Raw genomic sequence first — 15,301 nt, forward strand, 5'->3', positions numbered from 1 at the left:
TACCTATGCCGTATACTCCAGATTATTCTGAACATTATCCTTTAATTTCAGTAGCGATTTGTACTCATAATCGTGCTGAACGTTTACAACTGGCTTTAGAAGCCCTCAAAAAGCAATCATTGCCTCAAGACGTTTTTGAAGTCTTAGTTGTTGATAATCTTTCAAAAGATAATACAAAACAAATCTGCGATCAATATTCTCAAGACTTTATTCATTTTTACTATATTTATGAACCCATTTTAGGGCTTTCCAAAGCGAGAAACACGGCGTTAAAAGCAGCAAAAGGGGATTATATCGCATATCTTGATGATGATGCTATTCCTTGTGTTATTTGGTTAGAAGCGATTTTAGAAACATTTAAAACCATTGAACCTATACCCGTTTGTGTTGGGGGTCCGATTTACGGACTCTGGGAAATTCCCACTTTCAATTGGGTTGAAGAATATTCAGATATTGCTTCCTATTTTACAACATTAGATTATGGTTCTAATCCTTGTTGGTTTCCGCTTCAACGTTTTCCTTATGGTGCAAATATGACCTATCGACGAGACGCTTTATCCGAGGTTGGTGGGTTTTGTGAACAACTCGGAAGAAAGGGTGAAAGTCTACTGTCTCAAGAAGAATTACTGCTGAATTTAGCATTAGAACAGAAAGGCGAAAAATTCTACTATCATCCTAAAGCCTCTGTTCAACATTGGATTTCTCAAGAGCGAATAAACTTAAATTGGTTACTCCGAAGAAGTTATTGGCAAGGACGTTCAGAGGCAATTTCTGAACAACATTTAGGGAAATCTATAAAACAGCAACGCCAAGAAAGTGTAGTCAAACTTCTCAATTTTAGACGAATCATTGCTCAAATATTACCCAATCAACAAAGGAGAATTGTCACTCGTTCACGAATGTGGCGGAGTTGGGGATATTTCTATCAAGTTTGGTTTAACTAGAAGCTGATTGGCTTGTATTTTTGTTTAAATTGTCGATTTTTTGTAGACATAAAACATGAAAATAACAGTGATAAATATTAGTATTTTATCAATTAAAATAAGGAATAAAAAATGAATTCACAATCATTTCAACCGTTTTTTTTAGTTGGATGTCCTCGTTCAGGAACAACTCTATTGCAAAGTTTATTAGCAGCGCATCCGAAAATTACTTCATTCCCTGAATCTCACTTTTTTACTTTTGCTGATCCTAAGTATGAACCCAAAAGAAAAGCTTTAGGGCTGATTTCTAAAAGAATAAAGCCAGTTATGAAAAACTATTTTACACAAGAGATACAACGCCCAGAAATGCTTAACTATTTTTCTCCCTTACCTTGGGTTAAACCTTATAGTAAAAGTTTTATAAAAATTATGATGCAACTGACTGAAGAACAAGGGAATACTATTTGGTTAGAAAAAACACCTGAGCATATTTATCACCTGAATTTAATCGAAAGAGTGTTACCGAGTATTCAAGTCATTCATTTAGTCAGAAACGGGATAGATGTAATTGCTTCATTATTTGAGGCAACTCACAAATATCCTAAAGCATGGAGAAGTGCAAAAGACATTGATAGCTGTATTCAAGACTGGGTAACAGCTATTGAGATCACTAAACGGTATTTAGACAATCAGAATCATATTGTTGTCAGATATGAAAATCTGGTAGACTCGCCCGAAAAAACTTTAGAAAGTTTATGTAACTTTATGGGTTTAAACTATACTCAAGAGATGATTGAAAACTATGCTAAAGTTTCCCAAAAATTTGTTTTTGAGCAAGGGGGAAGAACAGTTAATCTAGAAATCAAAAGTGCGAACTCCCAAAAATTTTATACAATTTTTGATGAAGCGCAACAGCAATATATCAAAGAGCAAATTGCCCAAGTCAATCTAGAATCCCTCAATCAAAGATCTCTGTGAATCTCCAAGTCGGATATACGGAAATCCGAATCCTTCTTGGGGGTGATCCCATTCACAAAAAGGGATAGCGATCGCACACAATAGTCCCAGAATACCGTATTTCTAGAGCATTAGCCGTAAAACCTATGACCGTACTTGAACAGGGAACGATCACCATCCACACCGAGAATATCTTCCCGATCATCAAAAAATCCCTTTACACCGATCACGAAGTATTCTTTCGGGAGTTAGTCTCTAACGGCGTTGACGCCATTTCCAAACTCAAAACCATCGCCCGATCTGGGGAATATTCCGGCGAAACGGGCGAACCCGAAATTATCGTCGAAGTTGACAAAGATAGCAAAACCCTTTCCATCACCGATAACGGGATTGGGTTAACTGCTGATGAAATCAAAAAATACATCAACCAAGTCGCCTTTTCCAGCGCCGAAGAATTCATTCAGAAATATCAATCTAACGCAGAGAACGCCATTATCGGACATTTCGGCTTAGGCTTTTATTCGTCCTTCATGGTTGCCAAACAAGTCGAAATCGATACCCTATCTTACCAAGACGGAGCGCAAGCCGTTCACTGGACTTGTGATGGTTCACCGCAATTTAAACTCGAAGACTCCAACCGCACCCAACGCGGTACCACCATCACCCTCACCTTGATGGATGATGAACTCGAATATCTCGAAGCCAGTCGCATTCGTCAATTGGTGAAAACCTATTGCGATTTTATGCCTGTCTCCATCAAAATGGACGGGGAAACCCTCAACCGTCAGAAAGCGCCCTGGAGAGAGTCACCCAGCAACCTGACAGACGATGATTATCTCGATCTCTACCGTTATCTCTATCCCTTCCAAGAAGATCCTCTCCTATGGGTTCATCTGAATACCGATTATCCTTTCATTGTGAATGGTATTCTCTATTTCCCCAAACTCAAGCCCGATGTTGATGTGACGCAGGGGAATATTAAACTCTTTTGTAACCAAGTTTTTGTCAGCGATCACTGCGAAGAAATTATTCCGAAATTCCTGTTACCCTTGCGCGGGGTGATTGATAGCACTGATATTCCTCTGAATATTTCTCGGAGTGCTTTACAAACCAATCGCACAGTGCGGAAAATAGCCGATTATGTGGCTAAAAAAGTTGGCGATCGCTTAAAAGAACTTTATCGCGATGATCGCAAAGAATACATCCGGTGTTGGCAAGATATCGGTACTTTCGTTAAATTTGGTTCTCTTAACGACGAGAAATTTAAAAAGCAAGTTGAAGATATTCTCGTCTTCCGTACAACCTACAAACCTGAACCGACTGACAGCCAAAAACCTGAAGACGCTGATGATGCTTGGGAATCTTCAGAGAATATTGCTGGTAGTTTTGATCAACAAGGAAACTATTACACCACTTTACAAGAATACCTGGAACGCAACAAAGAACGCCATGAAAATCGCGTTTTTTACTGCACAGAAGAAGCTGCCCAAGCGACTTATATCGAACTGCACAAGAGTCAAGGCTTAGAAGTGTTGTTCCTGGATTCTTTCATTGATACACACTTTATTAGTTTCCTGGAACGAGAACACAGCGATGTTAAATTCCTGCGGGTAGACTCAGAAATCAATGAAGAATTAATCGATAAAGACAGCAGTAAAACTGAAATTGTCGATCCAAAAACCAACAAAACTCGCAGCGAACAAATTAAAGAACTGTTTGAGAAATCCCTCAACAAACCCCGTCTCAATATTCGCACCGAAGCCTTGAAATCAGAAGACACTCCCCCGGCGATGGTGTTACTTCCAGAAGCGATGCGACGGTTACAGGATATGACAGCATTATTCCAGCAACAAAAAGCTGAATTTCCCGAAGATCATGTTCTGATGATTAATACGTCTCATCCTTTAATTCAAAATCTCGCCAATTTGAGTCAAGGAAGTATAGAAGGAACTGAATCTCCTTCGGCGGAATTGGCAAAAATGATTTGTTATCATGTTTATGATTTGGCATTAATGGCACAAAAAGGCTTTGATGCAAACGCCATGAAATCCTTTGTAGAACGATCAAATCAGGTGTTGACTGAGTTAACTCAACGGGCGGTTTAATTAACCTCACCCCCACCCCCTCTCCTACCTCTCCCTAACCCTCTCGACCTCTCCCTACCCTCTCCTACCTCTCCCTAACCCTCTCCTACGAGGAGAGGGAAAAGGTGTCCCTGGCGGGACTATTTATTAATCGCGATAGCAGTAACAACAGGGGAGGTGGGTGACGGTTAGTGAGAGATTTCGCAGTTCGGCGGATGAGGCAATATAATGAAGGTTTGGACTGTAAATGAAGTGTTAATTTGGAGGTATTATGTCTCGTAGATGCCAGATCACCGGGAAAAAAGCGAATAATGGGATGGCGGTTTCTCACTCTCACCGTCGTACTCACAAGTTACAACAGGTTAATTTGCAATGGAAACGGATATGGTGGCCCCAGGGGAACCGTTGGGTGAGACTGAAACTTTCGACTAAGGCGATTAAAACCCTCGAAATCAAGGGTATTCACGCAATGGCAAAAGAAGCAGGACTTGATCTCAATAAGTTTTAATCTTGAGTCGCTCGATTTGAGGACATGGCGATCGCTTTGAGGTAAGATGATAGCGATCGCCAGTCTTTTTTATGAGTGATGTTGCGATTATACGAGTATCCGCCTTCGGGAAATTGTTATAAAATTCGTCTGTTGTTAACACAGTTGGGAATTCCGTTTGAACGAATTTATGTTGATATTGTTCAACGAGAAAGTCGAACCCCAGAATTTTTGAGTAAAAATCCAAATGGACGAGTTCCGCTTTTAGAATTAGAACCGGGAAAGTTCTTACCGGAATCTAATGCTGTTTTATATTATTTGAGTCAAGAAACGCCATTTTTCCCAACCGATCAGTTTGAACAAGCGCAGGTGATGCAATGGATGTTTTTTGAACAATACAGCCATGAACCTTATATTGCAACTTCTCGTTATTGGATTTCAATTTTAGGAAAAGCAGAGGAGTATAAACAAGTTTTAGAACAAAAACAACCGCTTGGTTATGCTGCGTTAGGGGTGATGGAAGAACAGTTAAAAAATTCTCCTTTTTTTGTGGGAAATTGCTACACCATTGCTGATATTTGTTTATTTGCTTATACTCATGTTGCGGATGAAGGCGGATTTGATTTAACTCGTTTTCCAGCGATTTTAGCTTGGATCAATCGGGTGAAAGAGCAACCCAATTATCTGAGTATTACTGAATAGTCGTTTAAACGCCTTTGTATCCAACTGTGCGATCACCTTCTGCGGCTGATTGGTTGAATTGAGATTGAACTTTAGAAGACCCAATTTGATTGAGAATAATCCCTAAAATAATCACACTTCCGCCAAGATATTGGGCAGTTGTTGGGACTTCACCTAAAATTAAATAAGAGGCTAAAACCCCAGCCAGGGGAGCAAAAGAATTTGCTAAAGAAATCTCAGATGTACTAGACTTTTTTAATCCCGAAAACCAACAAAATTGACCGCCAACGACAATTACAGCGCTATAAAGTAACATCCATTGCCACACAAAAGGAGAAAATACATCCATAAAGTGACTAAAACCAAAGAGCGAGACAACAATAATAAAAAAGATAATTGTACTTAAAAAATTTCGATAAAGATTGAAAAAACCCAGTGAAATATTGCGAAGACTGACTTTACTAATAATCGTCGCCACTGCGGCGGAAACTGCACCCATCGCCACCATGAATTCCCCGATTCCAATTTGAAATCCTGCCATATTCATCATTTCTCGATTGGGGTCAGGGAGAAATACGGTTAATCCCACACCAATAAAAGAAACAATTGCACCGATAATCACCCAACGGTTGACTCGTTCATTCAGTAAAAAAATAGATAAAGCCAGAACTAAAGGCGGTTCAATTCTGCTAATTAAAATTACATTATTAACCGTTGTCCGTTCTAAAGCTGAAAAAAATAAAGCTGGGCCTAAAGCACCTGCTAAGAGGGCGACACTGGTTAATGCTAACCAATCTTTTCTCGAGATTTGTTTAATGCGTTCAAAATTCAATTCTTGATAATACAGCAATAAAAAAATCAGAAAAGCCCAAATATTGCCAACAAACAGAAGATTACAAAAAGAGATGGGATTTCTACCGTCAATTAAATTTTCGGCTCCCAATTCAGTTAACTGACGAGTCACGGCGTTGGCGGCACCAAAAATCGTAACACCGAGTAAAAGATAGGCACGTCCGGGAATTCGCTGAATTAAATTCATTGATCGATGTGTGAGTGGATACCCCAACCGACACGCAAGTAGGTTGGGGAGGAAACGAACACCAACTAATTAACATTTGCTTGCCTGGAATTCGCTTTCCTGTTGACAAATCAACCCAGTGGCACGAGCAAGCAACACCACTTTGGACGCTGTAAATTGTCCGAGTCTTTTCCAATTGAGATCGGACACAGAAATTTGTTTTGCCGTGTCCCCCGAACACCATCCGTAATAGGTTTTTCCGGTTTTTTCCGCCTTGACAAAATCTCCTTTTCGGATGCCGTGACGGGTTGTTGTACCTCCATATTTTCGTCTTACTCCACCTAATGAGGGAACCATCAAGTGTAATTGACGACGACTAATTGGAGGGCGACGAATAACCGTAAACGGTGCATTCGTTATCGTTACAACACCCTCCCAATGACCGTAGTGGTGTCCGGTTTTGTATCTGGTAAAAGCGTGAGCCGCCAACGCAACACCATCAACAGCGTGAGTGGCTGGAATTCCATCACCTTTGGATGTTTTCTGTTTTTTTAGTCTCAGAAAATCTCGGAGATTTGCAGTTTGCCAACCCAGTCTGGTTGTAGTAGGCGCAAGTTCACTCAACCACTTGAGTTGATATTTTTGACCCACCATGACCGGGGAGAATCCTTTCCCTGACTGAGCTTTTTTACGCTTAGTCCTATCTACATCGGCTTTCACAATTTCGTAGATAATTTGGGAGACCGGGTAAAGTTTCATCAACTCTTTAACGATCCTTAATTCAAGCTGTTTGTTGGCTCGAATTGAGGGAGGAAGTTTGTTTCCCCTCCGGTTATCAAATCGCTTTTGCCGATGCGCTCTTTGAGCGTAAGGAAGTTGGCGATTGATTCGACGACCCCTGCGACCCCGACGCATTAAGCGCCTTTGTTCCATCCGTTTTTTGACGACTTCAAAGGGCAAGATTAGGTGAGCTGTCCAAAGCGTGAACTTTTTTGACTGAACACCCAGACCCGAAAAATGCTTGCCGGGGTCAATTCCGCAGGATATAGACTGAACTTCTTCTCCTAATGGTTCTTCGATTAGTTGAACGGCAAACGTGTTTAAATCGTTTCGATAAACCTTGGCTTTGCCTTCCTTTAACCAACGTCTAACTCGACTTGGCTTGGCTGGCATTAAAGGTTTGCCTTTTGGTGAAATTACAGGTACTCGATACATTAAGATAATTCTCCTTTTAAAGGAGTAGTAAGTCCCCTCGACTACCGTTAGCAAGATGTCCATTCTTAATGCACTTAAAACAAATAAGTTTGCAGATAATCCAGGCTGGGGAAGTACCTAGAAGTGCGTACCAGCTAACGGCTTATAGTCTATTCAACACAACGCGGAGAAATTTGCTTTTCTCAATCCCCGTCCGCCGCGAAGCAGGGCGGGGTTATTGAATACCTATAGAGGTTGACATCAGAGCCAGATTAGCATAAGTTTTCGGATAAAATTCAAGTCTAGGGAGAAAAAAGAGAAACGGGTAGGGGGGTAATTTATGAATTACTCCTACGCTCCGGGTAACTGTTAAATGAATGGATTGATTCAATTTCAGGTAAACTAGATTTTGTCGTTGTTTAACTCTCTCAAAAAGATCGTTAATCGGTCAGAGTGGAGGGTGAAGGAGCAGGAGTATCTTGGATTTAGAAATTGTTGCTCATCGGGGTTTTTCGGCTATGGCTCCAGAGAACACGTTAGCGGCGTTTAGTGCGGCGATAGAAGGGGGAGCGAATTCGATAGAATTTGATTTACAATTATCAGCCGATGGTGTACCCGTAATCTTTCACGATGAAACCTTAGATAGAATTACGGGAACTTCTGGTAAAGTTAGGGAGAAATCCTTAAATGAGTTAAAACAACTGAATGCGGGAGGCTGGTTTGCGGAACAGTTTGTTGGGGAAAATATACCCACGCTAGCGTCAGCGTTAGAGATTTTTAAAAGAGTGCCAAATTTTCTCTATTTTGATGTTAAACCTCATTGTCAATGGTCAGAAACAGAGGTTGAAGGGTTAATTCAACAGGTGAAAGAGGCGGGAATTGTTGAAAAGTGTATTATGACGGCGTTTAATGAGGACTTTTTAGATCAAGTTCGCTCTTGTTGTCCTGAGATGAAATTGGGATATTTTCTCACAGAAGCATCGGATTATCCGCAACAACTGCATAAAGCAGCCACAGCCGGAAATGCGATTTTAAGCAGTTTATTGGATGTGGTGTTAGAAAATCCTCACTTTGTTGAGGAAAGTCGTACTCAGGGGGTAGATTGGGTGGTGTGGACTGTTGACCGTCCCGAACATTTTCAACAGTTAATCGATTTGGGCGTCAAGCGAATTATTACCAATTCGTTGATCGGTTGGACTTGACATCCTCCCTCGCCGGAGACGAGGGATTCCCAAACATCGCTATTTGGGTTTCTGCTTCTTAGCACCTGGCTTAACAGATTTACTCTGTTCGGCTCTTATGGTCGCTCCACAGACTGACACTGCGAGTCCCGCAGCCAAAATATTTATACTGGCGTTGATATCCCGGTCGTGGTGAGAGTTGCACTTAGGGCAATCCCATTCTCGGATATTCAACGGCATTCTTTCTGCAATGTATCCACAGTTGGAACATCGCTTTGAACTGGGAAACCATCGATCTATTTTGATTAATTCCCGTCCGTACCACTCAGCTTTATATGTGAGTTGTCGGACAAGTTCTCCCCAGTTAGCATCACTAATTGCTCTAGCTAACTTGTGATTCTTGACCATGTTCTTTACCGCTAAATCCTCAACGACGATTGTTTGATTTTCACGAATCAGTTGAGTGGTTAACTTGTGAGTATGGTCACGCCTACAATCAGCAATTTTAGCTTGAATTTTAGCAACTTTAACTCTGGCTTTCTCTCTGTTTTTTGAGCCTTTAATTTTTCGGCTTAAAGACTTTTGAGCAAGTCGGAGTTTTTTGTGTAGTTTATTAAAGTGTTTGGGGTTGGAAACTTTAACCCCGTCAGAAGTGGTGAACAGACTGGTAATTCCCAGATCTATTCCCACTTTTTTATCGATGGGCCTGAGCTTGTGGTCTGTTGGGTCGTTGATCCTCAAAGAAACAAACCATCTACCACTTGGATCTAGTTTGACCGTTATGGTAGATGGTTTACAATTTTTAGGAAGCTGACGACTCCAACATATGGGTAAGGGTTCTTTGCACTTAGCAATATAGACTTGACCTTCTTTGAATTTGAAGGCTGACTTAGTGAATTCGGCACTCCCACCGTTACGTTTTTTCTTGAAGTTTGGGTATTTTGCCCGACCCGCAAAAAAGTTCGTAAACGCAGTTTGTAAGTGTCTTAAACCTTGCTGAAGTGGAACACAACTTACCTCATTCAAGAAGTCTAATTCTTCTTCCTTTTTCCATTCTGTCAGCATTGAAGATGTTTGAGAATAGCCCACTCGTTCCTTTTGTTCGTACCACGCTTGAGTTCGCGCCGCCAGTGCGATCGTTGTACACCAGTCTTACGCACCCCAATGTTCTCCTCAACAGACTTTCCTGTTCGGGAGTTGGATAGAATCGGTAACGGCAGGCTTTTTCTGTCATGCGTCACATCTTAGCATATAGTATGTGAAAGCTGCAATTAAAGAGGCGTTTCCTCCCGTCGGCATAGCCGAGGGTCTCCACGCCAAATTCAGATGATGGCTGTATCCTTTGCTTAATCGGGCAAGTGAGCGCTTCTAGGCTTCTGAAATCCCCAGTGTATCAACTGTTGTTGCAATTCTTAACGCAGCAGATGTCTTTTGGGGGTAAGAGGTTGGTAGACTGAAATTCATACATTCAACGTTTTTGCTCCCGGCATTGGTTTGTTCGTGGGGGTGACACTCCAAAGCTTAGTGCCTAACAACCTCTGCACCTCAAACCAGCAATCATTTAAGATCACAGAAACACTATGGTAGATTCTCTAAAAAAACCAGCTTTTGATGAAATACGGCCGGGGGTTAAAGTTCCCGCCAAAGAAACCATTCTTACTCCTCGGTTCTACACGACAGACTTTGATGAGATGGCGCAGATGGACATCTCAGTGAATGAGGATGAACTGCGGGCTATCTTAGAAGAGTTCCGGGCGGACTACAACCGTCATCACTTCGTCCGGGATGCCGAATTTGAACAATCCTGGGATCATATTGATGGGGAAACTCGTCGCCTGTTTGTGGAATTTTTGGAGCGTTCCTGTACGGCTGAATTTTCTGGGTTCTTACTCTACAAAGAGTTAAGCCGTCGCCTCAAAGACAAAAGCCCGCTTTTAGCTGAATGCTTCCAATTGATGTCCCGAGATGAAGCTCGTCATGCGGGATTCCTCAATAAAGCGATGTCTGATTTTAACTTATCGCTTGATTTGGGATTTTTAACGAAGAGCCGCAAATACACCTTCTTTAAACCCAAATTCATTTTCTACGCGACTTACCTCTCTGAGAAAATTGGGTATTGGCGTTATATCACCATTTATCGCCATTTAGAAGCTCATCCCGAAGATCGCATTTATCCGATTTTCCGCTTCTTTGAAAACTGGTGTCAAGATGAGAACCGTCATGGTGATTTCTTCGATGCCATGATGAAATCTCAGCCGCAAATCCTCAATGATTGGAAGGCGAAGCTGTGGTGTCGTTTCTTCTTGCTGTCGGTATTTGCCACCATGTACTTAAACGATGTCCAGCGTTATGGTTTCTATGCAGCCATTGGCTTGGATGCGCGGGAATATGACAAGTATGTGATTCTCAAAACCAATGAAACTTCGGGTCGTGTCTTCCCAATCATCTTGGATGTGGAAAGTCCTGAGTTCTACGAACGGTTGGAAGTTTGCGTCAAAAATAACGAGAAATTAACGGAAATTGTTAATTCCAATACCCCTAAGTTCTTCCAGTTGTTCCAAAAACTACCCTATTACCTCTCTAGTGGTTGGCAGTTGATCAAACTGTACTTCATGAAGCCCATTGATGTTCAGGCTCTAGAAGGCACGGTACGTTAAAGCTGACGTTTGAACTTTCGACTAGAATAAATAGATAGTAGGCTCTGTGTTAAAAGCAGAGCCTCTTTTTTTTAACTGTTGCATGGAGTCACCCTCGAGTGCAGTAGGATTGAGCCGGGATAATTCAATTAAAATAAACAAGCTTCACCTATTTTACAGAGGTCAACAGATGATTCGCAAATGGTTGATGTTGCTGCAACGACTGTCGCCGATTCGGGGAATATTGACATTCCTCAGAAATGCGAACGCCTACCCAGAAAATTATGGCAATTTAACTGCTCTTTCCTACGAAACCTGGCGCAATCGCTTTCTACGAGCCAGATTAAATTTAGCCTTTGGGTTGGTGTTGTGGGCCTACTTGACGAGCTTTGTGTTAAACCTAGCTCGATTTTTTTATGTGGGGGAGGCTTTTTTTGATAAGCAACTGATTATTCAATTGATTGGGCTATTTAGCTTATCTACGGGTATGGGAGTCCTGCAAACTCACTGGGGGCGTCGTCATCTCGGCTTGATTTTTCTGGGGTTTTCTTGGTCTTTGGAGATGAACGAACAGATTATTGAGACGATTGTCGAGGTTCTCAGGCCAGGTTCGCCCCTGGTTAGCCCTGAACTCATGGGTTGGGGTTCAACCTTTTTTACGCAAGCGACTCTCATTCCCGTTTGCTGGCCGCTGCACTTCTTATCACAGATGATTACGTTCGGGTATTATTTCGGGATTAATCGTATCTTTGGATTTGACACGATTCCTAACTATAATGAGCCATTGCGGTTGATTTTGATGTTATTTTGGATTTGTTTGATTTGTGATTTATCTGTCTATTTATATGAACGTCTACAACGGGCTGAGTTTAACGCTCGTCAGCAATTGGAAATCGCAGAAGCCAAATATCGAAGTATTTTTGAAAATGCTGTTGAGGGACTGTTTCAGTCTACTCCTGAAGGACGTTTCTTGGATGTTAATAGTACCTTAGCTCGCATCTGTGGCTATCAGTCACCTCAAGAAATGATGGCTCAAATTACGGATATTGGAGGTCAAATGTATGTGGATAAACAACGTCGTGCAGAGTTTATTCGGTTAATGGAAGAAAATGAAAGTGTACTGGCGTTTGAATCTCAAGTTTATCATGCAGAGGGTTATGTAATTTGGATTTCTGAAAATGCCAGAGCCGTGCGAGATGAGGAAGGTAATATTATTGCCTATGAAGGAGATGTCGAAGAAATTACAGAACGCAAACGAGCGGAAGCTGAAATGCGTAAAGCCCTGCAAAAAGAGAAAGAACTGAATCTCTTGAAGTCTCGTTTTGTTTCGATGATTTCCCATGAGTTTCGCACACCCCTGACGACAATTATGGCAGCCACCGAGGCACTAGAATATTATGGTCATCGCTGGAGCGAAGAGAAAAAAAATAAATATTTTAATCGGATTCAAGTGACAATTCAGCACTTGACAGAACTGTTAAATGATGTTTTAATTATTGGTCAATCAGAAGCCCATAAACTTCCCTACAATCCGACGTTTACCGATTTAGATACTTTTTGCAAGAACTTACTGGAAGAAATTCAATTGACTGCTGATCGGAAGTGTAAGTTCACTTTAAAAATTCATGGTAAAAAAAATAGAATCAATCTAGAAAACACTCTCCTAAAAAACTCTCAAATGTTTCCTTTAATTGATGAAAGATTATTACGACATATCTTTACAAATCTGATTTCAAATGCTATTAAATATTCTCCGAATGGAGGTGAAATTGATTGGAAAGTTTTTTATCAAAAAAAACAAGTTATTTTTATGATTAAAGATGAAGGAATTGGCATTCCTTTTGAAGATCAAAAACACTTATTTGAATCTTTTCATCGAGCCAGAAATGTAGGTACAATTCCAGGAACAGGTCTAGGATTAGCCATTGTTAAACGGTCTGTTGATCGATTAGGGGGAACGATTACTGTACATAGCGAAGTTGGAAAGGGTACAATATTCACAGTAACATTGCCATTGAGATTTAAGGAGCAAGAACTCGATGAAGCGGATTTTAGTGATTGAAGATGAATCAGATGTGCGGGAGATTATTCTTGATATTCTAGAAGCTGAAGAGTTTGAAGTCAGGGGTGCAGAAAATGGTAGAGACGGTGTTGAACTTGCTAAAGAATATTTGCCAGATTTGGTGATTTGTGATGTAATGATGCCAGAAATGGATGGATATGATGTTTTGAAAACATTACGTCAAAATAAGAACACCTCGACTATTCCTTTCATCTTTTTGACGGCTAAAGCTACTCGCGAAAATCTCCGCTATGGGATGAATTTAGGGGCTGATGATTATTTAACTAAACCCTTTAGTCGCAAAGACTTACTAAACGCAATTTCTAGTCGAATTCAAAAGAAAGATGCGATTGATCAAAAAACACAAGAACATCTTGATGAACTCAGAAGTAGTCTGACGCTTTCACTCCCCCATGAACTGCGGACTCCTTTAAATGGAATTCTGGGTTTATCTCAACTGTTGATAGAAGATTTTACCGAGATGGAAGCGGTGGAGGTACAACCGATGTTAACTGATATTCATACTTCCGCCCAACGCTTGTATCGATTGATTTCTAATTTCCTTCTTTATGCTGATTTAGAACTGTTAGTTCACGACTCAGAACGTATGAAGTTTTGGCCAAAAGGTTCTGTTAAAGATCCGAACACATTGATTACAAAAGTCGCTGATGAAATGCTAGAATCTTTACCCGAACGCCAGTCAGATTTTAATTTAGAACTCGAAAATAATTGTGAAGTTAAACTTCCCGAAGAAATTTTCAAAAAAATTGTAGAAGAACTGCTGAATAATGCGTTTAAATTTTCCGAGGAGAGCCAAAAAGTCGGTCTTAAAAGTGAAGTATATTCTCAAACATATTCTCTCGAATTCATCAACCAAGGCAGGGGAATGACAAGCGATCAAATTGCCAAACTAGGAGCTTATAAACAATTTGATCGAGGTCGAGCAGAACATCAAGGGGCCGGATTGGGATTGGCAATTGTTAAACGTCTTTTAGATTTGCATGGCGGAGAATTAACCCTAGAAAGCATCCCTGATAAAATTACAACTGTGCGTATTATTTTACCGATTTCTAGTCCTGACGAGAATATTCGGTTTGAGAAGTGACTGAAAACAAGTGAGCTGAGAGTCAATTGATTTCCATTAATCAAAAGTTTGTCAATTATTCGCGTAAAAGTTGCTGAATCATCCGATTTGCTTGTGAACCATAACTCCCACCAAATAAATTAAAATGATTGAGAATATGATAAAGATTGTAAAGGGTTTTGCGATTGGCGTAGCCCTCATCAAGCGGGAACAGTTCATCATATCCTCGATAAAAAGCAGGTGAAAAGCTACCAAACAATTCAGTCATTGCTAAATCAACTTCGCGATCGCCATAATAAGTTGCAGGATCAAAAATTACAGGTTCTCCGTCAGCCGTAACAGAGGCATTTCCGCCCCATAAATCTCCGTGTACCAAAGACGGTTTGGGTTGATGACCTGCTAACAATTCCGGAATTTTTTCAATTAAAACCTCAGCATTGTCAAAGTGACCTCCCCGCTTTTTCGCCAGTTTTAGCTGATAGCCAATTCGATGATTTGCCCAAAATTCCGCCCAATTTTCTGTCCAAGTATTAATTTGAGGTGTTGAACCAATGGTATTATTAATCTCCCAACCAAACTGATGCTTTCCTGGATAGTCATCGGCGGGCGTCCATTGGTGCATCATCGCTAACTTTCTTCCCATTTCTATCATCGCTTCTGTGTGGCTGCGTCCCCCCATTTCCAACCATTCCATCACAATATAAGCTGAGTTTTCTTCTGTTCCCCAACAAAGGGGTTTAGGAACTCGAATTGTATGAGTTTCCCACATCTGTTTTATCCCTAAAGCTTCCGCTTCAAACATCGAAATTTGAGACGCTTGATTGAGTTTTACAAAATAGTTGCGAGAACCATCAGTGAGGTGATACCCTTGATTAATACAGCCTCCACCCACAGATAGAGTATCACTCGCCTGAAATTTTTCTCCTGTTACTTGGCTAATATGTTCAGAAACTTTTTCCCACATCATTTTTAATTCCTATTATTCTCAATCCTA

Annotated in this window: 12 protein-coding genes and 1 pseudogene; 9 read left to right on the forward strand and 4 right to left on the reverse strand. The window is 40.9% G+C overall.

Annotated elements, in window-relative coordinates; genetic code table 11:
- Positions 1 to 5 precede the first annotated feature (5 nt).
- From VB836_RS22885 to VB836_RS22905, 5 genes are all read left to right on the forward strand, one after another.
- Positions 6 to 944, forward strand: coding sequence for a glycosyltransferase family 2 protein (locus VB836_RS22885; protein WP_323222838.1), 939 nt, complete (start codon positions 6 to 8; stop codon positions 942 to 944).
- A 111-nt stretch (positions 945 to 1,055) separates the two neighbouring features.
- On the forward strand, positions 1,056 to 1,901 hold the full coding sequence (locus VB836_RS22890) for a sulfotransferase family protein (RefSeq protein WP_323222840.1): 846 nt from the start codon (positions 1,056 to 1,058) through the stop codon (positions 1,899 to 1,901).
- A 125-nt stretch (positions 1,902 to 2,026) separates the two neighbouring features.
- Positions 2,027 to 3,985, forward strand: coding sequence for a molecular chaperone HtpG (gene htpG / locus VB836_RS22895; protein WP_046277062.1), 1,959 nt, complete (start codon positions 2,027 to 2,029; stop codon positions 3,983 to 3,985).
- Positions 3,986 to 4,235: 250 nt separating this feature from the next.
- On the forward strand, positions 4,236 to 4,472 hold the full coding sequence (gene rpmB / locus VB836_RS22900; protein WP_046279534.1) for a 50S ribosomal protein L28: 237 nt from the start codon (positions 4,236 to 4,238) through the stop codon (positions 4,470 to 4,472).
- Positions 4,473 to 4,550: 78 nt separating this feature from the next.
- Complete coding sequence (locus VB836_RS22905; protein WP_046279535.1) at positions 4,551 to 5,153, forward strand: glutathione S-transferase family protein; 603 nt, start codon at positions 4,551 to 4,553, stop codon at positions 5,151 to 5,153.
- Between the two features lie 4 nt (positions 5,154 to 5,157).
- Here VB836_RS22905 and VB836_RS22910 read toward each other — a convergent pair whose 3' ends face one another.
- Positions 5,158 to 6,171 carry a DMT family transporter gene (locus VB836_RS22910; RefSeq protein ID WP_323222843.1) on the reverse strand — a complete coding sequence of 338 codons (1,014 nt, stop codon included), beginning with the start codon at positions 6,169 to 6,171 and terminating at the stop codon, positions 5,158 to 5,160.
- A 69-nt stretch (positions 6,172 to 6,240) separates the two neighbouring features.
- Positions 6,241 to 7,365 (reverse strand): RRXRR domain-containing protein, encoded by a 1,125-nt coding sequence (locus VB836_RS22915; protein ID WP_323222845.1) that lies wholly within the window; start codon positions 7,363 to 7,365, stop codon positions 6,241 to 6,243.
- 458 nt (positions 7,366 to 7,823) lie between these two features.
- On the opposite strand from VB836_RS22915, the gene VB836_RS22920 reads away from it, so the two are divergent.
- Positions 7,824 to 8,546 (forward strand): glycerophosphodiester phosphodiesterase, encoded by a 723-nt coding sequence (locus VB836_RS22920; RefSeq protein ID WP_046279537.1) that lies wholly within the window; start codon positions 7,824 to 7,826, stop codon positions 8,544 to 8,546.
- Positions 8,547 to 8,585: 39 nt separating this feature from the next.
- On the opposite strand, the pseudogene VB836_RS22925 reads toward VB836_RS22920, so the two are convergent.
- Positions 8,586 to 9,759 (reverse strand): annotated as a pseudogene (locus tag VB836_RS22925) (RNA-guided endonuclease InsQ/TnpB family protein).
- Between the two features lie 346 nt (positions 9,760 to 10,105).
- Between VB836_RS22925 and acsF the strand changes: the two are divergent.
- The 3 genes from acsF (at position 10,106) to VB836_RS22940 (ending at position 14,328) form a co-directional block, all read left to right on the forward strand.
- Entirely contained in the window at positions 10,106 to 11,182 is a 1,077-nt protein-coding gene (gene acsF, locus VB836_RS22930) for a magnesium-protoporphyrin IX monomethyl ester (oxidative) cyclase (RefSeq protein ID WP_323222847.1), read from the forward strand.
- Positions 11,183 to 11,351: 169 nt separating this feature from the next.
- Positions 11,352 to 13,223 (forward strand): sensor histidine kinase, encoded by a 1,872-nt coding sequence (locus VB836_RS22935; RefSeq protein ID WP_323222850.1) that lies wholly within the window; start codon positions 11,352 to 11,354, stop codon positions 13,221 to 13,223.
- Entirely contained in the window at positions 13,201 to 14,328 is a 1,128-nt protein-coding gene (locus VB836_RS22940; RefSeq protein ID WP_323222852.1) for a hybrid sensor histidine kinase/response regulator, read from the forward strand. Before VB836_RS22935 ends, VB836_RS22940 begins: the two co-directional genes overlap by 23 nt.
- 55 nt (positions 14,329 to 14,383) lie before the next feature.
- Here VB836_RS22940 and VB836_RS22945 read toward each other — a convergent pair whose 3' ends face one another.
- Positions 14,384 to 15,271: a fructosamine kinase family protein gene (locus tag VB836_RS22945; protein WP_323222912.1), complete on the reverse strand. Its 888-nt coding sequence runs from the start codon at positions 15,269 to 15,271 to the stop codon at positions 14,384 to 14,386.
- Positions 15,272 to 15,301: the final 30 nt, after the last annotated feature.

It is taken from the genome of Limnoraphis robusta BA-68 BA1 (genome assembly GCF_034932365.1).
Taxonomy (GTDB): Bacteria; Cyanobacteriota; Cyanobacteriia; order Cyanobacteriales; family Microcoleaceae; genus Capilliphycus; species Capilliphycus robustus.